The organism is Duganella radicis, from assembly GCF_009720825.1.
Classification (GTDB): domain Bacteria; phylum Pseudomonadota; class Gammaproteobacteria; order Burkholderiales; family Burkholderiaceae_D; genus Rugamonas; species Rugamonas radicis.
Genome location: NZ_WNKY01000002.1, coordinates 235,830 through 260,057, shown reverse-complemented (window position 1 = coordinate 260,057; position 24,228 = coordinate 235,830). Strand labels below are relative to the sequence as shown.

The window sequence follows — 24,228 nt, the reverse complement described above, 5'->3', positions numbered from 1 at the left end:
AAAATGTTAGCGCTATTCATTTTAGGGTAAGAAGATGGTAGGTGCAACAAAAACACTGGCTTAGTACCCTGCCTGAACCAAGGAGACTCCTATGAAGAACAATCTGAAACACGCGCCAGTTCTGGCACACCTTCCCGCCGATCTGCCGGACGCACTGCTGGTGGGCCGCGTATGGCGCAATGACGTCAACGGCCCTAGCGTGGTCGTGGTGCGCAAAGGCGAGGTATTCGACATCACCGCCGCCGTTCCCACCGTTTCCGACCTGCTGGACCGCGACGACGTGGTGGCTTTCGCCCATTCCGCGCCAGGCCAGTCGCTGGGCCGCGTGGAAGCGCTGATCGAAACCGCCCTGAGTGGCGACCAGAGCGCGCCGGTGCGCCTGCTGGCGCCCAACGACCTGCAAGCCATCAAGGCTTGCGGCGTGACCTTCGCCGTCAGCCTGCTGGAGCGCGTGATTGAAGAACAAGCCGGCGGCAACCCGGCCAAGGCCGATGAGCTGCGCAAGTCGCTGCTGAAAGATATCGGCGCCGACCTGTCGGCCATCAAGCCTGGCTCGCCGGAAGCGGAAAAGCTGAAAGAGCAGTTCATCGCGCGCGGCGCCTGGTCGCAATACATGGAAGTGGGTATCGGCCCTTACGCCGAAGTGTTCTCCAAGTCGCAGCCCATGTCGGCGGTGGGCTTTGGCGCCGACGTCGGCCTGCACCCTGAATCGAAATGGAACAACCCGGAGCCGGAAGTCGTGCTGGCCGTGAACAGCCGCGCGCAAGCCGTCGGCGCCGCGCTGGGCAACGACGTCAATCTGCGCGACATCGAAGGCCGCAGCGCGCTGCTGCTGGGTAAAGCCAAGGACAATAACGCCTCGTGCGGCATCGGCCCCTTCATCCGCCTGTTCGACGAACGCTTCACCATCGACACCGTGCGCAATGCGGAACTGCGGCTGGTGATCGAAGGCGCTGAAGACGGCTTCCGTCTGGACGGCGAAAGCCGCATGCGCGAAATCAGCCGCGATCCGCTTGATCTCGTGTCGCAAACCAGCGGTCCGCACCACCAGTATCCGGACGGCTTCATGCTCTTCCTCGGCACCATGTTCTCCCCGATTAAAGATCGCGGCGCACCGGGCGCCGGCTTCACCCATAAGCTGGGTGACCGCGTCAGCATCAGCAGCCCGTCGCTGGGCATGCTGGTGAATCACGTCTACCGCAGCGACGCCGTCACTCCATGGACCTTCGGCGTGCGCGCACTGTATCGCAATCTGGCCCAGCGCGGCCTGCTCAATTAAACAATAGGAGAAAAAGATGGTGCAACCAATGGTCTACGCCACCTACCCGGACCTCGCCGGCAAGCGAGTCCTGATTACTGGTGGCGGCACCGGCATCGGCGCGGGCATCGTGGACGCTTTCGTGAAACAGGGCGCGCAAGTGTTCTTCATCGATATCGCGGTCGAGGCTTCGAAGGAACTGGCCGCCAGCATGAAGGACGCCAAGTTCCCGCCGGTGTTCTTCCACTGCGACTTGACCGACCTGGACGCGCTGTCCAAGGTCATCGCGCAGATCGGGAAGGACCACGGCGCGATTGAGATCCTGATCAACAACGCCGCCAACGACCACCGTCATCAGGTGCCGGATGTCACCGCCAAGTATTGGGACGACAGCCTGGCCGTCAATCTGCGCCACCAGTTCTTCTGCGCCCAGGCCGTGGCGCCGGGCATGAAGGCCGCCGGCGGCGGCGTGATCCTGAACTTCGGTTCGATCTCGTGGCACCTGGCCTTGCCGGACCTGACCCTGTACATGACCGCCAAAGCGGCCATCGAAGGCCTGACCCGCGGCCTGGCGCGTGACCTCGGCAAGGATGGCATCCGCGTCAACTGCGTGGTTCCCGGATCGGTGCTGACCCCGCGCCAGAAAGCGCTGTGGCATGACGAACAGGGCGGCCAGGCCATCCTCAACGCCCAGGTCCTGCCGCAGCCGGTGGAAACCGAAGATATCGCCGCCATGGTGCTGTTCCTGTCCTCCGACAATGCACGCCGCTGCTCCGGCCGCGATTACTTCGTAGACGCCGGATGGTATGGAGCATGAACCTCTACCAGCCTGAGTGCATCTGGCCGCTGGCCGCCACGCTGGGCGAAGGCCCGGTATGGCACCCTGAGGACAAGGCGCTGTACTTCGTCGACATCAAGCAGCGCGCCATCCACCGCTGCGCGGAAGACGGCAGTCGCCGCCAAAGCTGGACGCTGCCGGCAGAAGTGGGCTTCGCCCTGCCCATGCATGGCGGCGACTTCGTGTGCGGCCTGCCGGGCCGCATCGAGCGCTTCTCGTTCGAGAGCGGCGAACTGTCCGCCATCCAGGAGCTGGAAGCCGACCTGCCTGGTAATCGCCTCAACGACGGCTATGTGGACCGCCACGGCGCGCTGTGGTTCGGCTCCATGGACAACGCCGAAGTGGCGTCCAGCGGCTCGCTGTTCCGCCTGAGCGCAAACGAAGGCTTGCAGCACAAGGACGGCGGCTACGTCATCACCAACGGTCCGTGCGTCAGCCCGGACGGCCGCACCTTCTACCACACGGACACGCTGGAAAAAACCATCTACGCGTTCGACATCGACGACAGCGGCAACCTGTCCAACAAGCGCGTCTTCGTGCGCATCGAGGGCAGCGGCTATCCGGACGGCACGGCGGTGGATGCCGACGGCGCGTTGTGGGTAGGCTTGTTCGCCGGCGCCCGCATCGAGCGCTATGCGGCATCGGGCCAGTTGCTGGACACCGTATCCATGCCGTGTTCGAATATCACCAAGGTCGCATTCGGCGGCGAGGATTTGCGCACCGTGTTTGTGACCACCGCCCGAAAGGGTTTGACCGAAGAAGAATTGAGCCGGGAACCATTGGCTGGAGGCGTCTTCCGCTTCCGCGTGGCCTCGCCGGGACAACTGCAACATCTGTACTTACCTGAATAGGCACTTTTATGAGCACCCAATCGCGTCGCTACCGTTCGCAGGACTGGTTCGATAATCCGGACCACATCGATATGACCGCGCTGTATCTTGAGCGTTTCATGAACTACGGGATCACGCCGGAGGAACTGCGTTCCGGCCGCCCCATCATCGGCATCGCCCAATCGGGCAGCGATATCAGCCCGTGCAACCGCATCCACCTGGAGCTGGCCAAGCGCGTGCGCGACGGCATCCGCGACGCGGGCGGCATCGCCATGGAATTCCCGCTGCACCCGATCTTTGAAAACTGCCGCCGTCCCACCGCCGCCATCGACCGCAACCTGGCGTATATGGGCCTGGTCGAAATCCTGCACGGCTATCCGATCGACGCCGTGGTGCTGACCACCGGTTGTGACAAGACCACGCCGTCGCAGTTGATGGCTGCCGCCACCATCGACATTCCGGCCATCGTGCTGTCCGGCGGTCCTATGCTGGACGGCTGGCTGGATGGTGAACTGGTGGGCTCCGGCGCCGCCATCTGGAAAGGCCGCAAGCAGCTGGCCGCCGGCAAGATCGACGAAGAGAAATTCCTGCAAATCGCCGCCGCTTCGGCGCCGTCGGCGGGCCACTGCAACACCATGGGCACCGCGTCGACCATGAACGCGATTGCGGAAGCACTGGGCATGTCGCTCACCGGCTGCTCGGCGATTCCCGCGCCATACCGTGAACGCGGCCAAATGGCCTACGAAACCGGCAAGCGCATCGTCGAGATGGCGAAGCAGGACATCCGTCCATCGCAGATCCTGAACCGCGACGCCTTCCTCGACGCGATTGTGGTCAACGCCGCCATCGGCGGTTCCACCAACGCCCAGCAGCACATCGTCGCCATGGCGCGCCACGCCGGCGTTGAGCTGAAATCCAGCGACTGGATGGAATACGGCCACAAGGTGCCGCTGCTGCTGAACATGCAGCCGTCCGGCAAATTCCTCGGTGAGCGCTTCCACCGCGCGGGCGGCGTGCCGGCCGTGATGTGGGAACTGGAACAGCAGGGCAGGCTGCGCTCCAACCGTCTGACCGTCACCGGCGCCACCATGGCGGAAAACCTGAAAGGCCGCGAGACCAACGACCGTGAAGTGATTTACCCGTTCAACGCGCCGTTGAAGGAAGACGCGGGCTTCTTCGTCCTGAAGGGCAACCTGTTCGACTTCGCCATCATGAAGACCAGCGTGATCTCGCCTGAATTCCGCCAGCGCTATCTGAGCAAACCTGGCCAGGAAAACGTGTTCGAATCGCGCGCCATCGTGTTCGATGGTTCGGGCGACTACCACAACCGCATCAACGATCCATCGCTGAATATCGATGAAAACTGCATGCTGGTGATTCGCGGCGCCGGCCCGATCGGCTGGCCGGGTTCGGCGGAAGTGGTCAACATGCAACCGCCTGATGCCCTCATCAAGCGTGGTGTCAACTGGCTGCCGACGCTGGGCGACGGCCGCCAGTCCGGCACCTCGGACAGCCCGTCGATCCTGAACGCCTCCCCGGAAAGCGCTGTCGGCGGTGGCTTGGCCTACATTCGCACCGGCGACACGGTGCGCGTGGATCTGAACGAAGGCAGCTGCAATATGCTGATCAGCGACGAGGAACTGGCCAAGCGCAAAGCCGAAGGCATTCCGCCGGTGCCGGAAAGCCAGACACCGTGGCAAGAGCTGTACCGCTCCACCGTCGGCCAGATGGAAACCGGCGCCTGTATGGAACTGGCGCTCAAGTACCAGGGCGTAGGGGACAAGCTGGCGCGCCACAATCACTAAAAAATTCAATCATACGGAGACAAAACCATGAAGAAGATTGTAGTCAGCGCCGTACTCGGCGCCATGATGGCACTGGGCGCAGGCAGCGCGATGGCTGACGCCAAGAACCCGAAGATCGGTTTCTCGATCGACGACCTGCGCCTTGAACGCTGGGCGCGCGACCGCGAGTATTTCACTGCCGAAGCCGAGAAACTGGGCGCCAAGGTCTACGTGCAGTCGGCCGACGCCAGCGAGCAGCGCCAGATTTCGCAGATCGAGAACCTGATCTCGCGCGGCGTGGACGTGCTGGTCATCGTTCCCTACAACGCCACGGTGCTGAACAACGCCGTGCGTGAAGCGAAGAAGGCCAAGATCAAGGTGGTGTCGTACGACCGCCTGATCCTCAACGCCGATATCGACGCCTACATCTCCTTTGACAACGCCAAGGTCGGCGAGCTGCAAGCCAGCAGCCTGGTGGCCATCAAGCCCAAGGGTAACTACTACCTGCTGGGCGGCGCGCCGACCGACAACAACGCCAAGGTGCTGCGCGAAGGCCAGCTGAAAGTGCTGCAACCGCTGATCGACAAGGGCGACATCAAGGTGGTGGGCAAGCAGTGGGTCAAGGACTGGAGCGCGTCGGAAGCCCTGTCCATCGTGGAAAACGCGCTGACCGCCAACGGCAACAAGATCGACGCCGTGGTGGCCTCCAACGATGCCACCGCCGGCGGTGCGATCCAGGCGCTGGCGGCGCAGAAGCTGGCCGGCAAAGTGCCGGTCTCCGGCCAGGACGCCGACCTTGCCGCCGTCAAGCGCGTGATCGCCGGCACCCAGGCTATGACTGTCTACAAACCGCTGAAAGTGATCGCCACCGAAGCGGCGCGCCTGTCGGTCAAGCTGGTGCGCAACGAGGCGCCGGCCTTTAACGCCAGCTATAACAACGGCATGAAAAACGTCAGCACGCTGCTGCTGGCGCCGACCGCGCTGACCAAGGCGAACGTGAATGTGCTGACCGACGACGGTTTCTACACCAAGGCCCAGCTGACCGCCAACTAAGGGAACAGCATGGCCGAATATCTTCTGGAAATGCGCAACATCGTCAAGGAATTTGGCGGTGTGCGCGCCTTGAACGGCATCGACATCAAGCTGAAAGCCGGCGAGTGCGCCGGCTTGTGCGGCGAGAACGGCGCCGGCAAGTCGACTCTGATGAAAGTGCTGTCCGCCGTGTACCCGCACGGCACCTGGGACGGCGAGATTCTCTGGGATGGCAAGCCTTTGCAGGCGCAGTCCATCCGCGAAACCGAAGCTGCGGGCATCGTCATCATTCACCAGGAACTGATGCTGGTGCCTGAGTTATCGGTGGCGGAGAATATCTTCCTCGGCAACGAGATCACGCTGCCGGGCGGCCGCATGGACTATGCGGCCATGAACCGCCGCGCCGAGGAATTGCTGAAAGAGCTGAACATCAATGACGTGAACGTGGTGCTGCCGGTGAAGCAGTACGGCGGCGGCCACCAGCAGCTGATTGAAATCGCCAAGGCGTTGAACAAGAACGCGCGCCTGCTGATCCTGGACGAGCCTTCGTCCTCGCTGACGGCGGCCGAGATCAAGGTGCTGCTGAATATTATCCATTCGCTCAAGGCCAAGGGCGTCACCTGCGTCTATATCTCGCACAAGCTGGATGAAGTGGCCGATATCTGCGACACCATCGTCACCATCCGCGACGGCCAGCATATCGCCACCACGCCGATGTCGGAGATGAATATCGACCGCATCATCGCGCAGATGGTGGGCCGCGAGATGACGCAGCTGTATCCAAAGCGTGAACACACGCCGGGCGAAGTGATTTTCGAAGCCCGCAACGTTACCTGCTACGACGCTGACAACCCCGAGCGCAAGCGCGTGGACAACATCTCCTTCCAGCTGCGCAAGGGCGAGGTGTTGGGTATCGCCGGCCTGGTTGGGGCAGGGCGCACGGAACTGGTGTCGGCCATCTTCGGCGCCTATCCGGGACCCAGCGAAGCCGAGGTATATCTCAACGGCGTCAAGCTGGATACCAGCACGCCGGTGAAAGCCATCCGCAACGGCCTGGCCATGGTGCCGGAAGACCGCAAGCATCACGGCATCGTGCCGGACCTCGGCGTCGGCCACAACATGACGCTGACGGTGCTGAGCGACTTCGCGCGCGCCACCCGCATCGATCAGGAGGCCGAGCTGGCGACCATCCGTCAGGAGATCAAGAGCGTCAAGCTGAAAACTTCCAGCCCGTTCCTGCCGATTACCGGCCTGTCCGGAGGTAATCAGCAGAAGGCCGTGCTGTCCAAGATGCTGCTGACCAAACCGAAGATCCTGATCCTCGATGAACCGACGCGCGGCGTCGACGTTGGCGCCAAGTTCGAGATCTATCAGTTGATCTTCAACCTGGCCAAAGAGGGCATGTCCATCATCATGGTGTCGTCGGAACTGGCCGAAGTGCTGGGCATCTCCGACCGCGTGCTGGTGATCGGCGAGGGCAAGCTGCGCGGCGATTTCGTCAACGATAACCTGAGCCAGGAGACGGTACTGGCGGCGGCGCTGGACCAGGCGCATTGAGATTAGGACTACCAATGAAATTCAATTTGAAACAGCTGTTCACGCAGTACAAGATGCTGGCCCTGTTGATCGCGGTCGCATTGATCTGGGCTTTCTTCAGCTATCACACCGAGGGCGGCTTCGTCACCCCGCGTAACCTGTCCAACCTGATGCGCCAGATGGCGATTACCGGCATTGTCGCTTGCGGCATGTCGCTGGTGATTATCGCCGGCGAGATCGATCTGTCGGTCGGCTCGCTGCTTGGCCTGCTGGGCGGCGTGGCGGCGGTGCTGGACGTCACGCACCACCTGCCATTGCCACTGACCCTGATCGTGGTGCTGGTGGTGGGTCTGGTGATTGGCCTGTTCAACGGCTACCTGACCGCCTACCTGGGCATTCCATCGTTCATCGTCGGCCTGGGCGGCATGCTGGCGTATCGCGGCATTGTGCTGGGCGTGACCGGCGGCACCACCATCGCACCGGTATCGGACGACATGGTCTACATCGGCCAGGCTTACCTGTCGCCGACGCTGGGCATCGCGCTGGGCTTCCTGCTGTTCGTGGTGGCCATCTACCTGATCTTCGCGCAGCGCCGCAGCCGCGCCGCCCACGCGCTGGACGTGGCGCCGATGTGGCGCGACGCCGCCAAGCTGGCAGGCCTGGGCGTGGTGCTGGCGGCTTTCGTCATCACCTTCAACTCGTATGAAGGCATTCCGCTGCCGGTGCTGCTGCTTCTGGCGCTGCTGGGCGTATTCAGCTACGTCACCACGCAGACCGTGTTTGGCCGCCGCGTGTACGCGGTTGGTTCCAACATGGAGGCCACCCGCCTGTCCGGCATCAACGTCAAATCGATCAAGCTCTGGATCTTCGGCATCATGGGCCTGATGTGCGCACTGGCTGGCCTGGTGAACACGGCGCGTCTGGCGGCGGGGTCGCCATCGGCCGGCACCTCCGGCGAGCTGGATGCGATCGCGGCCTGCTTCATCGGCGGCACCTCGATGCGCGGCGGCTCCGGCACCGTGCACGGCGCGCTGATTGGCGCGCTGGTCATGGCCTCGCTGGACAACGGCATGTCGATGCTGGACGTGGACACGTACTGGCAGATGATCGTCAAGGGCGCCATCCTGACGCTGGCGGTGTGGGTGGACGTCAGCACCCGCGCAGGCAAACGATAAAACAAAATAATCCAACAAGGAGACATTGCATGACCAACAACCGTAGGCAGTTCCTGACTTCGATGACCGGCCTGGCCGGGATGACCGTGCTGCCGGCGTTTGCCGCCAACGCGCAAGCGCCGTACAAGAATCCCGCGCTGCCGGTGGAAAAACGGGTGGACGATCTGCTGGGCCGCATGACGCTGGAAGAGAAGATCGCACAGATGCTGTGCACTTGGCAGGCCAAAACGGAAATGCAGGATGCCAAGGGCGAGTTCTCGGCGGACAAGGCACAGAAGGCTTACCCGAATGGCCTGGGCATGATCGCCCGTCCGTCGGACCGCCAGCTGGGCCAGGCCGCCGGCGCCGGCGACACCGGCGGCGTGAAGAATCGCAATGCGCTGGAAACCGCCATCTACGTCAACGCCGCCCAGAAATGGGCGGTGGAACAGACCCGCCTCGGCATCCCGATGTTCATGCACGAGGAAGCGTTGCACGGCTACGTGGCGCGCGATGCCACCTGCTTCCCGCAGGCGATCGGCATCGCTTCCTCGTTCGACACCGACCTGACCACCAAAATCTTCAGCGTGGCGGCGCGCGAGATGCGCGTGCGCGGCGCCAACCTGGCATTGGCGCCGGTGGTGGACGTGGCGCGCGAGCCGCGCTGGGGCCGTATCGAGGAAACCTATGGTGAAGACCCATATCTGTGCGGCGAAATCGGCAAGGCCGCCATCATCGGCTTTGCCGGCACCAGCCCAAAACTGGGCAAGGACAAGGTATTCGTCACGCTCAAGCACATGACGGGCCACGGCCAGCCGGAAAGCGGCACCAACATCGGCCCGGCGGAAGTCAGCGAGCGCACCCTGCGCGAGGATTTCTTCCCGCCGTTTGAAAAGGCCATCAAGGAAACCAATGTCGGTTGCGTCATGCCGTCGTATAACGAGATCGGCGGCGTACCGTCGCACGCCAGCCACTGGCTGCTGCACAAGGTGCTGCGCGAGGAGTGGGGCTTCAAGGGCATCACCGTGTCCGACTACTTCGGCATCAATGAACTGATCACGCGCCACAAGCTGGCGGCCACGCCGAAAGAAGCCGCGCTGCGCGCCATCAAGGCCGGCGTGGACGTGGAAACCCCGGACGGCCTGGCCTACAAGGAATTGGGCGCGCTGGTGAAGGAAAAGCGCGTTTCCGAGGCGGAGATCAACGTGGTGGTGCGGCGCATCCTGACCATGAAGTTCCAATCCGGCCTGTTCGAGCAACCGTACGTGGACGCCAACGCCGCCGACAGCCTGACCGCCACCCCGGACGCCGTGGCGCTGGCGCGCCTGGCCGCGACCCGCACGCCGGTGCTGCTGAAGAACGACAAGGGCGTGCTGCCGCTGGATGGCAAGAAAGTCGGCAAGGTGCTGCTGATCGGTACCCACGCCAAGGATACGCCTATTGGCGGCTACTCGGACATTCCGCGCCACGTGGTGTCGATCCACGACGGCCTGCAAGCCGAGGCCAAGGCGCAAGGCTTCTCGCTGGCGTACTCGGAAGGTGTGCGCATCACCGAAAGCCGCGTGTGGGGCGCCGACGAGATCAAGTTCACGCCACCGGAGGTGAATGCGAAGCTGATCGCGGAAGCGGTGGAAGCGGCCAAATCGGCCGACACCATCATCATGGTCCTCGGCGACAATGAGCAGACCAGCCGCGAAGCCTGGGCCGACAACCACCTGGGCGACCGCGAGTCGCTGGACCTGATGGGCCAGCAGAACGATCTGGCGCGCGCCATCTTCGCGCTGGGCAAACCGACCGTGGTGTTCTTGCTGAACGGACGTCCGCTGTCGATCAACCTGCTGGCGGAAAAAGCCGATGCGATTATCGAAGGCTGGTATATGGGCCAGGAAACCGGCTATGCGGCGGCCGACCTGCTGTTCGGCCGCGCCAACCCGGGCGGCAAGCTGCCGGTGTCGATCGCGCGCAGCGTCGGACAACTGCCGATCTTCTACAACCACAAGCCATCGGCGCGCCGCGGCTACATCGACGGTTCGACCAAGCCGCTGTATCCGTTCGGCTTTGGCCTGAGCTATACCACCTTCGCTATTTCCGAACCACGCCTGGCCAAGGCCAGCATCGGCGTCAACGAGTCGACCAAGGTGGAAGTGGACGTGACCAATACCGGCAAGCGCACCGGCGACGAAGTGGTACAGATCTACATCCGCGACGACGTCAGCTCCGTCACGCGTCCGGTGCTGGAACTGAAGGCCTTCAGGCGCGTCACCCTGCAACCGGGCGAAAAGCGCACGCTGAGCTTCGACATCAAGCCTTCGGATCTGTGGTTCTACAACACCGAGATGAAGCGCGTGGTGGAGCCGGGCAGTTTCACCATCCACGCCGGTCCGGATAGCGTGAACCTGAAGTCCGTCAAGCTGATGGTCAGCTAAGCGGTGTGCCCCGCGTGACCTCTTCGCTGTAAAATCGCCGCTCCGGCAGCCATTCCGGCTGCCCGGGCGGCGAACAGAGGAGAGGGACGATGAGCAAAAACACGATCTGCCTGTGGTACGACCATGACGCTGAGGCGGCAGCCAATTTCTACGCCAGCGTTTTCCCGGATAGCAGCGTCGGCGCCGTGCACCGCGCACCGACCGATTTCCCCGGCGGTAAAGCCGGACAAGCGCTCACCGTTGAATTCACGGTGCTGGGCATTCCTTGCCTGGGTCTCAACGGCGGCAGCACCTTCAAGCAAAGCGAAGCCTTCTCGTTCCAGATTTCCACCGACGACCAGGAAGAAACCGACCGCTATTGGAATGCCATCGTCGGCAATGGCGGCGCCGAAAGCGCCTGCGGCTGGTGCAAGGACAAGTGGGGCCTGTCGTGGCAGATCACCCCGCGCGTGCTGACCGACGCCATGAAGCAGGGTGGCGAGGTCGCCAAGCGCGCTTTCACCGCCATGATGGAGATGCGCAAGATCGACGTGGCCAAAATTGAGGCGGCTGTGCGTGGATAAGGTGCGCTAGCGAACATACGGTTAGCTCAGCCGTTGCTACGATGGCCTCATAAATCCCAACAATGTGAGGCATATCATGGCGAGCGCAAAACAGGTTCTGGTGGTGGACGATAATGTCGATGTGGTGGAGTCGCTGTCGGCGCTGTTGCAGTGCCATGGCTATGAAACCGCTGCCGCCCATAACGGCTACGAGGCTTGCGACTGGGTGCGTGAGGCCATGCCGAAGGCGATTATCATGGACTTGGGCATGCCGTGGATGGACGGCTTTGGCGCCGTGCGCGCCATCCGCCGCATGCCTGGCGCGCAGGCGGTGCCGATCATCGCGCTGACCGGTTCCGCCGACCGCGACTCCGCCAAAAAGGCCGTTGCCGCCGGCTTCACCCAGCATTTCTCCAAGCCGCTCAACTTCGATCACCTGAACCGATACCTGAGCAGCCTGACCTGATCCACGTCAAAAGTGCCTGCATTGACAGGTGCGATGAGTGGGCAGAATATGGAGCGATGAACTCCATCGCCGACAAAGACTATATGGACGCCAGACTGGACGCTACGGTCGCAAGGTTTACTGGCGAACTAAAGGCACACGAACTTGTCGTGACTGCCCAGATAGCTTCGCTCCGTGAGGAATTTGAAGCACGGTTCGTGCAATTTGAAAGCCGGCTGATCAAGTGGGTGGTGGCAACCGTGCTGGGCGGTGTGGTGCTGAATACGTCGATCACCACGGCTCTGCTGCTGAGCCGGCCGCAGCCGGTGCCGGCCGCTCCCATCGTCATCTACGCACAACCACTGCCACAAGGTGTACATTAGCCGATCTCAATAGTCTAACGATGGCGAAGACAAGCATATTTTTCTCATGGCAGGCCGATCGGGATTCGCTTACTGGGCGCAATCTTATCGAGAGAGCACTCGGACGTGCGATCTCAAAAATCTCAAAAGACGTCAGCTTGTTTGAACCTGATCGTGATCGCGGAGCATTGATACTCGACCGGGATACAAAAAACGTCGCTGGCTCCCCGCCTATTGTGGAAACCATCTTCAGAAAGATAGATTCCGCTGCGGTCTTCGTTCCCGACCTTACCTTTGTGGGCACCCGAGGCGGCCGGCGCCCTACGCCAAATCCGAACGTTTTGATCGAATATGGATGGGCTCTCAAAGCTATGGGACACGCTCGCATTGTTGCTGTAATGAATACAGCGTACGGTGAGCCTTCCGGTGAAAACATGCCATTCGATCTTCGCCATCAACGAAATCCGATTCGATACTTTTGTCCAAAGGGGGCGAGCGACTCAGTTCGGGCCGCTGCGAGGGATTCCCTTGCGAAGGATTTTGAAAGTGCTCTCCGTATGGTGTTTAGCAGTAAAGAATATTGTGAGAATTTGCCAGGTGAGATTCCGAATCGACTGAATCGGCTTCTTGATCAAGTCAATGCGAACCGCTATGAAAAAGTTCGTCCATCCCATGTTGCCCAAATGCTCGGTGAGGAGAACGCTATCGAAGTCGAGGAGTGGTTCCTTGGTAAGAAAGCTCCGACGTTTTCGCAGCTTTTGAGTGTTGCTGGGTTATTTGGAATTGAAACCAAGTGGCTACAGCATGGTGACGGGCCTATCTACCCTGTAGATTATGTGCGATTACCGAGGATACCTGTTGAGGCGGCACATTTCTTGTTAAATTGGGAAGGTCAGGCGGACAGGTTAGAGGAACTGCATTTAATACGGGCCATGAATGACGCGGGCGGGCTCTATTTTATTAAGAAATCCAAGCGTGGTCATTTCCAAATCTATTACACCCCGATTCATGTTTCAGAGGTAATTGGCGCGAGTGGTGAAGCTGATCTAATGGCACTCTTCGTCACTTTGGAACTTCTGTATAAGAGATACACGATTACAGGAGCCGAGGTTTTAGTTGTGGGGCATCAATTAACGGATGCAGAAGTTTCTCTATTGGTCCGTGGAAACACAAATCCGGGCGTACTTCTCGAAAATAATCGGTGCATGTGGTGGGAGGATATCTGGGACAGAGAGATGACCAAAAACGATTATTGGCCAGGTTATCATGCGCTGCGGGACCGGATTGAGCGATGCATTAATAGTGATGCCCACCTTATGAAGTGGCGAGCGCAGATCCAGGGCGGTGAACTGACAATAGACCGCAGTCGACATGATCCTGGTTAAACGTAATCGTGTTGACAGGATAGGTGCCGGGGCAGAATATGGAGCGATGAACTCCATCACCGACAAAGACTATATCGATGCCAAGCTGGACGCTACGGTCGCGAGGTTCACTGGCGAACTAAAGGCCCATGAGCTTGCCATGACGGGCCGTATCGATGCGCTCGCTCAAAGCACGGATAGCGGCTTCAAGTCGATCCGGCAGGAGTTTGAAACGCGGTTTGCGAAGTTTGAAAGCCGGCTGATCAAGTGGGTGGTGGCAACCGTGCTGGGCGGTGTGGTGCTGAATACGTCGATCACCACGGCTTTGCTGCTGAGCCGGCAGCCGCCGGCTCCGGCACCGGCCGCGCCCATCATCATTTATGCGCAACCGGCTCCGCAAGCCACGCGATAATCAGCGCAGCGTTTCCGTCAGCACGCGGCCTTCCGAGCCGGCCGGCGGACGCAGGTGCAGCAGGTTGGCCAGGGTCGGCGCGATGTCGACCACTTCCGCGTACTGGCCATAGGCGCCAGGCTTGATCCAGCGTTTACCCATGATCATCAGCGGCACATTGGTGTCGTAAGCATACGGCGAACCGTGCGAGGTGCCGCTGGTGCCGGTGCCGAAGTACCAGTATGGCTTGGTGATCACCATCAGATCGCCCGACGACTGGCGGTTCCACGCGCGGCGCATCAGGGTGTTGATATGCGTGCCTTGCACCGCGCCGCTTTCAAACTGGGTGCGGGTGAAGGCGTCGACGATGCCGTTCTGCGCCAGCAGGTATTGCGCCGCCACGTTTTCCACATCCTCGCGTTTCAGCTTGTTCTGGTCGGCCAGCGCGTAGTCCAGATGGATGTTCGGCAGCGACCATGCCTGCACCAGTTTGGCGACGCCGAATTTGGCTTCCAGATGCTTGTCCAGCGCGGCCATCAGCTTGTCGCCATCCAGGCGCTGGGCGTCGAAGTGCTGCGTTTGCGAGAACTCCGGCGTGTTCGGGAAGCCGTGATCGGCGGTCAGCACCACCAGCACATTGTCCATCCCGACGCGCTTGTCCAGATACGTGAAGAACTCGGCCAGCATGCGGTCCACGCGCTGCAAGTGGTCGTGCGACAGTTTGCTTTCCGGGCCAAACGCGTGGTTGACGTAATCGTGCGCCGACAGGCTGACGCCCAGCAGGTCCGGCACGCCGGCCGGATTGCGGCCCAGGTTTTCGCCTTCCACCGCGGCGCGCGCGAAGTCCAGCGTCAGCTGATCCAGATACGGGCCGACGCGCAGGCTGGCGTAGTAGCCGGCGTCGATCTCGCCGCTCTCGCTGTAGTAGCTGTACGGCAGGCGATTGTGGCCGCCGGCCTTGGGCGCGTTCAGCTCTTCCGGCGCGTCGCCGGCGTAAGCGGCTTCGGGCAGCAGGGCGGACCAGCTCTTGCCGTAGTAGCGGTCCTGCGGCTTGGTCGCCAGGTATTTGGTGGCCCATTCCGGATGCTGCTTCATGTAGTAGGTGCTGCTGGCGAAGTTGCCGGTTTTTTCCATGTACATGTAAGCGGTGCCGGTTTTACCCGCCAGCAGGATCGCGCCGCGATCCTTGCCGGAGACGGTAATCACCTTGCTCTTGCTGCCGGTGGCGTAGCGCAGTTCATCGCCCAGCGTGTTCACTTTCAGCTTGGCTGGCGAGGTGCCGTCGGCAGGCTTGGTCTCTTCGCCGATGTAGGTGTAGTTGGTGTCCTCGGTGCAGTAGACCGATTTTTTGGTGATCGGATCGATCCAGTTATTGCCGATGATACCGTGCACATAAGGATAGGCGCCGGTCAGCACCGCGCTGTGGCCGATGGCGGTCACGGTCACGCCGTGCGCCTGGTGTGCGTTGCTGAACGAAGCGCCCTGATCCAGCATGCGGCGCAAGCCGCCCTGGCCGAACTGGTCGCGGTAGCGCTGCACCTGTTCATTCGGCAGGCCGTCCACCACCAGCACGACGACGAGCTTGGGCAGGGTGGATGCGGTGCTTGGCGCCGGCGTGGCTGCGTAGCAGCTGGAGAGGGCAAGGCTGGCAGCGGCGAGTACGATCGCGCGCAGGGACAGTGCTTTTGTCATATAGGTCGTCGTAAGGTGAAATGGGATAACACGACATGTTATCCCATTCTTGTGACGAAACGATGACGGCGGGTCAGCCCTGTTTTTTACCGCCCGCCACCAGTTGGATCAGCACCGCCACCACGATGTTCAGCGCCAGTGCCAGCAAGCCGGTATAAGCGGTGTAGCTGTCGCCGCCCAGCATGAAGGTGTGCACCGGTTTGATGCCGTCGCTGAAAGCCAGCAGGCTGCCCGCCACAATCCCGACCGCCCAACCGCCCAGCAGGGCGCGTGCGCCGAACCAGCCGAAGAACAGGCCAAACACCACCGACGGGAAGGTTTGCAGTATCCACACGCCGCCCAGCAGTTGCAGGTCGAGCGCGAATTTGGTCGGCAGGAACAGGATGAACACCAGCGCGCCGACCTTCACCACCAGCGACACCGCCTTGGCCACCGAGGCCTCGCCTTGCGGCGTGACGGCCGGATTCACGTACGGCTTCCAGAAGTTGCGGGTGAACAGATTGGCCGCGCCAATCGACATCACCGCCGCCGGCACCAGCGCGCCAATGGCGATGGCGGCGAAGGCAAAACCACTGAACCAGCTTGGGAACAGGGCGTTGAACAGCGCCGGCACCACGTCGTTATTGCCGGCCACGGTGATGTGTGCGGCATACGCCATGAAGCCCAGCAGCGCGATCAGGCCTAGCAGGATGGTGTAGGCCGGCAGGAACACGGCGTTCTTGCGGATGGTGTCCGCGCTGTTGGCGGCAAAGATGCCGGTCAGCGTGTGCGGGTACATGAAGGCCGCCATCGCCGATCCCAGCGCCAGCGTGGCGAACGGCAGGATCTGTGCCGATTTGAGCGTCAGGCCGGTGGCGCCGCCCTTGGCCGCGAAGGCTTCGCCGGCGGCGGAAAACACGGTACCGTAGCCACCCAGCTTGATCGGCACCAGCACCACCGCCACCAGCACCACGATGTAGATCATCAGGTCCTTGACGAAAGCAATCAGCGCCGGCGCGCGCAGGCCCGCCGCATAGGTGTATAGCGCCAGGATGACAAAGGCCGCCGCCAGCGGCAGTTCGCCGGTCAGGCCCAGCGCCTTGATCACCACTTCCATGCCCACCAGTTGCAGGGCGATGTAAGGCATGGTCGCCACCACGCCGGTCAGGGCGATGGCGAATTCCAGCGGGCGCGAACCATAGCGCCCGAACACCACGTCGGCCGCCGTGACGTGGCCGGCTTTTTGCGCGGCGTGCCACAGCTTGGGCATGATCAGGTAGACGATAGGGTAGACCAGGATGGTGTAGGGCAGGGCGAAGAAGCCGTATGCGCCCACCGCGTACACCAGCGCCGGCACCGCGATCACGGTGTAGGCGGTGTAGAAGTCGCCGCCGACCAGGAACCAGGTGATCCAGGCGCCGAAGTTACGGCCGCCCAGTCCCCATTCTTCCAGCTGGTGGCCTTGCTGCTTGCCGCTTTGCCAGCGCGATGCGGCAAAGCCCAGCACCGTCACCAGCACAAAGAAGAAGATGAAGACACTCAGCGCCGTCCAGTTGATTTGGTCCGACATCATTCCACTCCCTTCTTGCGGTCATGCTGGTACACCAGCCAGATGATGAGGGCCGTCAGCGGCACCCAGGCGAACTGGTACCAGTAAAAGAAGGGGAAGCCAAACAGCGAGGGCAGCTCGCGATTGTAGAAAGGCAGCCAGAGTAGGCCGATGAAAGGCAAGGCAAGCAGATAACGCACGGCGACTCCATGATATAGGTTGTCGCCGCATCGTATAAAAACGCGGCGCGCTACGCATCCTCCGAAAGAGGTGGTGTATGTAGCGCGCCTGTTACTTTTGGCTAGGGTTGCGGATTCCAGCCGGCGCCGCCGCCATAGGCCGCGAACACCTTGGCGCGGTCTGCAAAGCCGGCCGCCACGTCGCTGGCGCTCAGCTGGAAACCGCCGACGCGCGCCGCCAGGTTGATGGCGTCGCCCGACAGCGTGGTGCTGCCGTATTCACGCCAGCCGCTGGCTGCGGTGGCCACCGCGGGATTCGGCGCCGGCTGGCCGTTCACGCCGGCCGAAGCCCAGCCCACCGTCGCGATGTGGGAGTCCATCCTGGTATTGATGAAGGCGATGTTGTCCCAGTAGGCAGTGTTGCCGGCGCTGCGGGCCAGGTAAGTGGCGCCGGCCGGTACGTCGCCGTGCAGCGGGCCGGGGCCGGGACCATGCGTCAGGCGGCTGTTGAGGAAGACGTAACCTTTATCGGTGGCGTTGGCGGCGCGCGCTTGCAGGATGTAGCCGCCGCTGGTGCTGCTGGTGGTATCGCCCACCGAGCGGATTTCGCATTCCTCGAACAGGGCGGCGCGGCTGCTGCCCCAGATGAAGTCCACATTGCCCGCGACCAGCGATTGCCAGAACCACGCGTAGCCTTTGAGGTTGAGCGTATCCTGTTCGCTGTAGAAGTTGGCGTTCTTCGCGATCAGACGGCCGCTGTCGTTGTTGAAGTAGAGGGTCTCCGCCTGTGCCGAGATGGCGGAGGAGCGCAATGTGGTGTTCTTCAAGGTCAACGTGTCGAGCACCAGCATGTCCGACGCCTCCACCAGCAGCACCGCACGGCCGCCGGCCGCCGCCGCGTCGGCACTGGCCTGGCTGGCGCCGGAGCCGGTGTTGAGCGTGTCATAGTTGGTGTACTGGATGATGGCGCCGTCGCGGCTTTCGCCCTTCAGCGTCACGTTGTCCTTGCCGCGCAGGTAGAGCAGCTCGTTGTAGACGCCATTGCGTACGGTGATGGTGACCGGATCGGCCGCGCCCAGCGTCTGCATGACGAAATTGAGTGCGCCTTGCACGGTGGCGAAGTCGGTGTCGGCGCTGTCGCCGACGGTGAAGCTGTTGCCCGACGACGGGGCGGCAGCGCGCGTGGTGAACGACCAGTCGCCCAGCGCACCGATGCCGACGAACGGCGTGCCGCCCAGCGTGGCGCCGGTGAACACGCCGTTGGAGATGGCCACGTAGTACTCCGTGCCATATGCCAGCTTGTTGGCATGCGGCTTGATGGTGACCGTATTGCCGCTGATGGTGATCGGCGTGGTGTTCACCTTGCGCACATTGGCCTGGCCCGGATAACCGAGGATATCGGTCTCTCCGGACAGGCGGATCACGTCCACCAGCGCGTTATCCGCCTTGCGGAAAATGCGGATGCTGCCGCCGGAGCCCAGCGTCGGCGGACCGTCGAAAGTCAGCTTGAGCGAGGCATCGACCTGTGTCGCGTCTCCGTGGGCGGCGGGCAGGGTGACGCCGTTCAGTGCATAGGTTTGCGTCGGCTGGATGAACTGCGGCGCTATGGTGGCAGCGATGGCGCGTTTCAAGGTTGGATCGGAATCGCTGGTCACCGTGATGGTGGCGGTGCCCGCACCAACCGGCGTGACGCTCAGCACCGTGCCGTTGATGGCGACCGCCGCCACCGCAGGATTGCTGGACGCGGCCGTGTAGGTATCCAGGGTGCCATCCGGCTTGACGGCGGTGACGTTGACCGCCAGCGGCGTATCGCCCACTTCCGCCGCATATGTCAGCGACGACGGATTCAACGTCAGTTGCGAAGGCTTGAGCGACGGATCGCCGATGCGCACGTCGTCGATCTGGAACGATTTGTTGGTGGTGTACAGCCCAACCAGGCCGCGTTCCGAGAAGCTGGCGTCGGTGATGGAACCCAGCGCTTCGCCGTCGAGATAGACGGTCAGTGTCGTGCCCTTCATTTCAAAGCGCACGGTGTAGAACTGCGCGTCCATCTGGATCGGCTTCTTCACCTGCTTGGGGCGCGTCAAGGTGCCGGCCAGCATGCGGGCGATTTCCACCTGCGTGCTGGTGGTGGCGCTTTGCACATTCAGGCCTGCGCCATACCAGTTGCTGGCATCCTTGTAGCGTGTGAGCAGATACAAAAGCTTGTTGCTGGTGGTGCTGTTGGTCATGGGCTTGATGCGTGCCTCGACGTAGTAGTCGCCGGTCGGCACGCCGCTCATCGCCGCTGGCGTCAACGTGGCCAATACGCCGCCGGTGGTGGCCGCGGTGTACTGCATCACGATATTCGACGCGCCCACGCTTTCGGCTTTGACGCTGAAACTGCCGTTGGCGCCGGGCACTGGCAGCAGGCTCCACTTGGCCATGCTGCTGTTCTGGAAGTCGTCGCAGAAGTACAGGCCCGTGGCCGGGCAGGTCAAGGTGACGCCGACGTCCGGCGTGACGTTGCCGCTGCCGCTGATGGTGGAGGTCAGCTTGCCGGCGCCGGCCAGCGCGATGGCGTTGGCCTTCACCAGCGCGACCGGACGCGCGCTGAACGCATACGGCGCGCTGTAGGCCACGCTGCTTGGCGTCGAGCAGCCCGCCAGCGCGGCGCCGTTCAATACCGAACCTGCGTCCTTGAAGGCGCCAGGCACTGTGCCGCCGATCGGCGTCACCACCTGGTCGCAGCGCGTAATGCCGGCAATCTCGAACACGTTATTGTTCGACAGGATCTGCGCCTGCTGGCCGACGCCCACGCTGTATTCGTATGGGTAGGCCGGATGCGATTTGCTGCCCACGAAGTAGTTGTTGAACAAATGGACCTGACCATAACGCACGCGCGGCGCGCGGCTGACGATATCGCGGAACACGTTGTTGCTAAACGTGATGTGCAGCTTGCCGTTGTCCGCCGTCGCCGTGTCGCTGGAGCCGATCAGGTTATTCTTGCGGTGCTGGCCGAACACGTTGTACGACACCGTCACGAAGTCCGAAGCGTTGGTGATGTCCAGCGCACCGTCGTGGCACTGTTTGATCTGGCCGTTCTCCACCGGCAGCAGGTCGTCGGTCATGGCGCCATCGGTAAAGCTGACGTGATCCACCCACACATGGTCCGAGTTGGTGACGCCGATGCCGTCATAGGCCGAGTTCCAGTTGCCCAGCGCGCCGTCGGTCGGGTCCCAGATCGGCCCCACGTCGCAGGGGTTCACGATTTTCAGATTGCGGATGATGATCTGTGAAACGCCGGACACCACGATATGCCCGTTGATGATGCCCGCGTTGCCGTCAGCGCCGATCAGCGTGGTGTTGCTGGGCAGGCGGATCAAGCCGCGTATGGCCTGGTCGCCGGTGTTCGCATACGGCACGCCCTCGGTCATGTCGATGGTGCCGCTTAACCTGATGATCTTGGGATTGACGCCGCCACGCTGGATCGCCGCCAGCAGCTGCGGGCGCGAAGTCACGGTGTAGATTTGCGAGCTGATGGCGGCCGAACCGCCCACGGTGCCGGCGCCAAAGCCGTCGGCCGGCGCGGTTTGCAGCGCCGGGTCGATGGTGGCCGCTTGCAGCGCCGCGCTCACAGCGAGCAGGCAAAGCGCCGCCCTGAAACGAGAGAGTTTCATCATGATGCTCCTTGAATTGTGAGAGGGCGCTTAGCTGCGGCGTGTACGTAAAGCCAGGCCAAGCAGGCCGGCCGACAGCATCAACACCGAAGCCGGCTCCGGCACCGCTTGCAGCGTGATTTGCGTTTGCAGCGGATTGAAATCGCCATTCCATTCCACCGCGCTCAAGTCGATGCGGATGGTGTGGGCGTCGACCACGGTGAGCACCGGCGTGCCGCCGGTCAGCCCGGCATCGGTCACGCTAAAGCCCTTGATGGCCGCGCCCAGCGTGGCGCCGAAGTCGAAGCTGGCGATATACGAACCGCTTGGCACCGCAAGGTTGTTGTAGATGGTGAGATGGCCATCCGGCGCGAAATCGAAGCCAAACAAGGCATCGGCGGTAAAGAATTCCACGCTGGTGTTGAGCGGATCGAGGCCGCTGGTGACGGAACCGGCGTAGTCACCGCCGATACTGAGTATGCCGCCGGCGCTGTAGCTGGCGCTGATGACGGCGTTTTGCAATGGATCGGATGCCTGTGCGGCGCCGGCGGCGAGCAACAGGCAGGCCGCGGCTGCGGCTTTGCGTAGTGTGAGGTGCATTTTGTCTCCAGATAGTTTGAGTTCAACAGCGCCGGTCTTTGCCGGCCGCCGGTCGGCACACCTCGCGTATGCCGTGCCACCGAGAGGAGGGCCGGAGGGCGGCCGAGCTCGCGGTTGGTCAAAAATCTGTGATGCGGTGGGTTGCTACTGGTTTGACCAATTCTATGGTGGTCTGACCAATTTTGCAATCAGGTGTGTGTAAAACTATCAAAACAAAAATGCAATTGATTTCCACAATGAACATAGTGTTGTATGGAAAGTTTATTTAAGGAAAAGAGCACTTTTTTGCAGGAGAAGCCCACAGGAAATGAAAACTCTTGCCAAAACGCTGATAGAATGCAGGGGTGAGGAATCTTCTTGCAGGAGTCGATTATGATTATGGTGAACAACATTGGTGGTGCTACGCTGTCCGCGGCTTTGGTTGCTGACAAAGCGCTCGCCCCCGTAAAACCAGCCGAAACGGATCAAGGCACCAACGTGGACCTCAGCGCGTCGGTGGCTGCTTATCTGTCGCTGCCCGGTTTCAACGCTTCCAGTTCCCTGCAAACTGATACGAGCAATACCAGCAACACCGGTGACCAGGCCAATGCCCTGGTCAAGGCCGTGTCTGAAGACGAGAGCCTGAAAACCGCGCTGCAACAGTTTGACGAAGGCCTGAAAAAGCTGGCCCAGCGTCCTGAAACGCAAATCTTCCAGGCCAAGTTCAGCAACGACGCCAACGCTGCTGCGGCGCCAGTGGACAACAGCCTGCTGCCGTCGCCTGAACCGCTGCCGGGCGTAGGCAAGGATGGCCTGCTGGGCGTGCCGCCGCCGGAAGCCGAAATGTCGGCCGACACCAATCATGACGGCAAGATCAGCGAAGACGAGCGCATCCGTTACGAGGCGCCGCTGACCTACCGCAGCCTGGCCCACGACGAGGCGGCCGATGCGCAAACCAACGGCCCTAACGCTTTCTCGTTGACCGAAGTCAACCGCGCATACGGTGCGGTGGCGACGCCGGAACCGGCCTGACCGTACCCCCGCCAAAAAATGGGCTTTGCCAGAAATGGCAAAGCCCATTTTTTTTGTCTCCGCACGGCAATAATCCACACTTGGGCCTGAAAAAATGCGAATATGTTAGTTAATGTATATTTTTTTCACCTTTGCTAAGAGGGTGGGGGGAGACTGGAGTGAAAAAACGGATCGTCACAGCGGTGTTGCTTGCCGCAGGCTTGGGCGGCTGCGCGCTCGGGCCGGATTTCAAAAAACCGGCGGCGCCAGCCACCGCCAGCGATAGTTACACCCCCAAACCCTTACCCGCCCAAACCGCGTCCGCGCCGGGCGTGGGCGGCGCGGCGCAGCGCTTCGCCTTCGGGCAGGAGATCCCGGCGCAGTGGTGGACCCTGTTCCGTTCACCGGCGCTCGATCAATTGATCCGCAGCGCGCTGGCGCAGAATCCCAGCATGGCCGCCGCCGAAGCCACGCTGCGCCAGGCGCAGGAAAACTATAACGCGCAGTCGGGCAACCTGATCTACCCGTCGGTGAACGCGCAGTTGGGCGCCACGCGGCAAAAGACCAGCACCGCCACCGCCGGCGCCGCCGCTGGCGTGTTCAATCTGTATAACGCCTCGGTCAATGTGGCTTACACGCCGGATGTTTTCGGCGCCACCCGCCGCACGCTGGAAGGCGCGCAGGCGGCTGTCGATTATCAGCGCTTCCAGCTGGAAGCCGCCTATCTGACGCTGGCCGCCAATGTGGTCACCACCGCCATCCAGGAAGCCTCGTTGCGCGCGCAGTTGCAGGCCACGCGTGAAGTACTGGATGCATTGAACCGCCAGTTGGGCGTGATCGAGAAGCAGTTCGAGTACGGCGCCATTCCGCGCACCACGGTGCTCAGCCAGCGCAATCAGGTGGCGCAGGTTGCCGCCACCGTGGCGCCGCTGGAGAAAGCGCTGGCATCGGCGCAGCACCAATTGTCGGTCCTGGCGGGCAAGCTGCCGGGCGAGGCTGGCATGCCGGAGTTCGCGCTGGAGTCGCTGACCTTGCCGGAGCAACTGCCGGTGTCGCTGCCATCGGAACTAGTGCGCCAGCGGCCCGACATCCGCGCCAGCGAAGAACAGCTGCATCAGGCCAGCGCCGCTGTCGGCGTGGCGACGGCGGCCCAGTATCCGCAGTTCTCGCTGAGCGGCAGCTATGGCTCGGCGAGCCAGAGTTTCGGCAAACTGTTCGACTCCAACACCAATGCCTGGAGCCTGGCCGCCGCCATCACGCAGCCTATCTTCAACGGTGGTGCCCTCAGCGCCCAGCGGCGCGCGGCGGAGGCGGCCTATGACGCGGCGGCGGCGCAGTATCGCGCCACCGTGTTGAGCGCCTTCCAGAACGTGGCCGACGCGCTGCGCGCGCTGGATGCCGATGCCGCCGCCCTGAAATCGCAGGCCGAGGCGGAGGCGCTGGCCAAGGAAACGCTCACGCTGGCGGAGCAGCAGTACAAGCTGGGAGGCATCAGCTACTTGTCCCTGCTCGATGCGCAGCGCAGCTATCAGCAGACCCATATCAGCCTGGTGCAGGCGCAGGCGGCGCGCTATGCCGACACGGCGGCGCTGTTCCAGGCGCTGGGTGGCGGCTGGTGGAATCGTAAGAATCAATAATC

At 62.1% G+C, this 24,228-nt stretch carries 20 protein-coding genes; 15 read left to right on the top strand and 5 right to left on the bottom strand.

The genetic code is table 11. The features are described from left to right. The first annotated feature begins 91 nt into the window (after positions 1-91). From GM676_RS04315 to GM676_RS04255, 13 genes are all read left to right on the top strand, one after another. Positions 92-1,279 carry a fumarylacetoacetate hydrolase family protein gene (locus GM676_RS04315; RefSeq protein WP_155462155.1) on the top strand — a complete coding sequence of 396 codons (1,188 nt, stop codon included), beginning with the start codon at positions 92-94 and terminating at the stop codon, positions 1,277-1,279. A 28-nt stretch (positions 1,280-1,307) separates the two neighbouring features. Continuing rightward, positions 1,308-2,075 carry a D-xylose 1-dehydrogenase gene (gene xylB / locus GM676_RS04310; RefSeq protein ID WP_155462231.1) on the top strand — a complete coding sequence of 256 codons (768 nt, stop codon included), beginning with the start codon at positions 1,308-1,310 and terminating at the stop codon, positions 2,073-2,075. Then, positions 2,072-2,947 carry an SMP-30/gluconolactonase/LRE family protein gene (locus GM676_RS04305; RefSeq protein ID WP_155462154.1) on the top strand — a complete coding sequence of 292 codons (876 nt, stop codon included), beginning with the start codon at positions 2,072-2,074 and terminating at the stop codon, positions 2,945-2,947. The genes xylB and GM676_RS04305 overlap by 4 nt, the downstream gene beginning before the upstream one ends. Positions 2,948-2,955: 8 nt before the next feature. Next, positions 2,956-4,731: an IlvD/Edd family dehydratase gene (locus tag GM676_RS04300; RefSeq protein ID WP_155462153.1), complete on the top strand. Its 1,776-nt coding sequence runs from the start codon at positions 2,956-2,958 to the stop codon at positions 4,729-4,731. A 27-nt stretch (positions 4,732-4,758) separates the two neighbouring features. After that, entirely contained in the window at positions 4,759-5,763 is a 1,005-nt protein-coding gene (gene xylF, locus GM676_RS04295) for a D-xylose ABC transporter substrate-binding protein (RefSeq protein WP_155462152.1), read from the top strand. A 9-nt stretch (positions 5,764-5,772) separates the two neighbouring features. Next, positions 5,773-7,299 carry a D-xylose ABC transporter ATP-binding protein gene (gene xylG / locus GM676_RS04290; RefSeq protein ID WP_155462151.1) on the top strand — a complete coding sequence of 509 codons (1,527 nt, stop codon included), beginning with the start codon at positions 5,773-5,775 and terminating at the stop codon, positions 7,297-7,299. A gap of 14 nt (positions 7,300-7,313) precedes the next feature. Next, positions 7,314-8,453: a sugar ABC transporter permease gene (locus GM676_RS04285; protein ID WP_155462150.1), complete on the top strand. Its 1,140-nt coding sequence runs from the start codon at positions 7,314-7,316 to the stop codon at positions 8,451-8,453. 29 nt (positions 8,454-8,482) lie between these two features. Further along, a complete protein-coding gene (locus GM676_RS04280; RefSeq protein ID WP_155462149.1) occupies positions 8,483-10,858 on the top strand; it encodes a glycoside hydrolase family 3 N-terminal domain-containing protein in 2,376 nt (791 codons plus the stop codon). Between the two features lie 89 nt (positions 10,859-10,947). Continuing rightward, entirely contained in the window at positions 10,948-11,421 is a 474-nt protein-coding gene (locus GM676_RS04275; RefSeq protein ID WP_155462148.1) for a VOC family protein, read from the top strand. Positions 11,422-11,497: 76 nt separating this feature from the next. Further along, positions 11,498-11,866, top strand: a complete 369-nt coding sequence (locus tag GM676_RS04270; RefSeq protein ID WP_155462147.1) for a response regulator — start codon at positions 11,498-11,500, stop codon at positions 11,864-11,866. A 56-nt stretch (positions 11,867-11,922) separates the two neighbouring features. Next, a complete protein-coding gene (locus tag GM676_RS04265) occupies positions 11,923-12,228 on the top strand; it encodes a hypothetical protein (protein ID WP_155462146.1) in 306 nt (101 codons plus the stop codon). Between the two features lie 20 nt (positions 12,229-12,248). After that, positions 12,249-13,592: a hypothetical protein gene (locus tag GM676_RS04260; protein WP_155462145.1), complete on the top strand. Its 1,344-nt coding sequence runs from the start codon at positions 12,249-12,251 to the stop codon at positions 13,590-13,592. A 46-nt stretch (positions 13,593-13,638) separates the two neighbouring features. Then, complete coding sequence (locus GM676_RS04255) at positions 13,639-13,983, top strand: hypothetical protein (RefSeq protein WP_155462144.1); 345 nt, start codon at positions 13,639-13,641, stop codon at positions 13,981-13,983. Here the strand turns inward: GM676_RS04255 and GM676_RS04250 are convergent, their stop codons facing one another. The 5 genes from GM676_RS04250 to GM676_RS04230 form a co-directional block, all read right to left on the bottom strand. Further along, positions 13,984-15,654 (bottom strand): alkaline phosphatase family protein, encoded by a 1,671-nt coding sequence (locus tag GM676_RS04250; RefSeq protein WP_155462143.1) that lies wholly within the window; start codon positions 15,652-15,654, stop codon positions 13,984-13,986. It abuts the gene before it with no gap. A 73-nt stretch (positions 15,655-15,727) separates the two neighbouring features. Then, complete coding sequence (gene mctP, locus GM676_RS04245; RefSeq protein WP_155462142.1) at positions 15,728-17,203, bottom strand: monocarboxylate uptake permease MctP; 1,476 nt, start codon at positions 17,201-17,203, stop codon at positions 15,728-15,730. Further along, on the bottom strand, positions 17,203-17,382 hold the full coding sequence (locus GM676_RS04240) for a DUF3311 domain-containing protein (RefSeq protein ID WP_371866110.1): 180 nt from the start codon (positions 17,380-17,382) through the stop codon (positions 17,203-17,205). Before GM676_RS04240 ends, mctP begins: the two co-directional genes overlap by 1 nt. A gap of 101 nt (positions 17,383-17,483) precedes the next feature. Beyond that, positions 17,484-21,023, bottom strand: a complete 3,540-nt coding sequence (locus tag GM676_RS04235; protein WP_155462141.1) for a pectinesterase family protein — start codon at positions 21,021-21,023, stop codon at positions 17,484-17,486. Between the two features lie 27 nt (positions 21,024-21,050). Beyond that, a complete protein-coding gene (locus GM676_RS04230) occupies positions 21,051-21,599 on the bottom strand; it encodes a PEP-CTERM sorting domain-containing protein (RefSeq protein ID WP_155462140.1) in 549 nt (182 codons plus the stop codon). Between the two features lie 477 nt (positions 21,600-22,076). Between GM676_RS04230 and GM676_RS04225 the strand changes: the two genes are divergently transcribed. Both GM676_RS04225 and GM676_RS04220 read left to right on the top strand, forming a co-directional pair. Then, positions 22,077-22,610 carry a hypothetical protein gene (locus GM676_RS04225; RefSeq protein ID WP_371866107.1) on the top strand — a complete coding sequence of 178 codons (534 nt, stop codon included), beginning with the start codon at positions 22,077-22,079 and terminating at the stop codon, positions 22,608-22,610. A gap of 158 nt (positions 22,611-22,768) precedes the next feature. Then, positions 22,769-24,226, top strand: a complete 1,458-nt coding sequence (locus GM676_RS04220; RefSeq protein ID WP_371866106.1) for an efflux transporter outer membrane subunit — start codon at positions 22,769-22,771, stop codon at positions 24,224-24,226. Positions 24,227-24,228 lie beyond the last annotated feature (2 nt).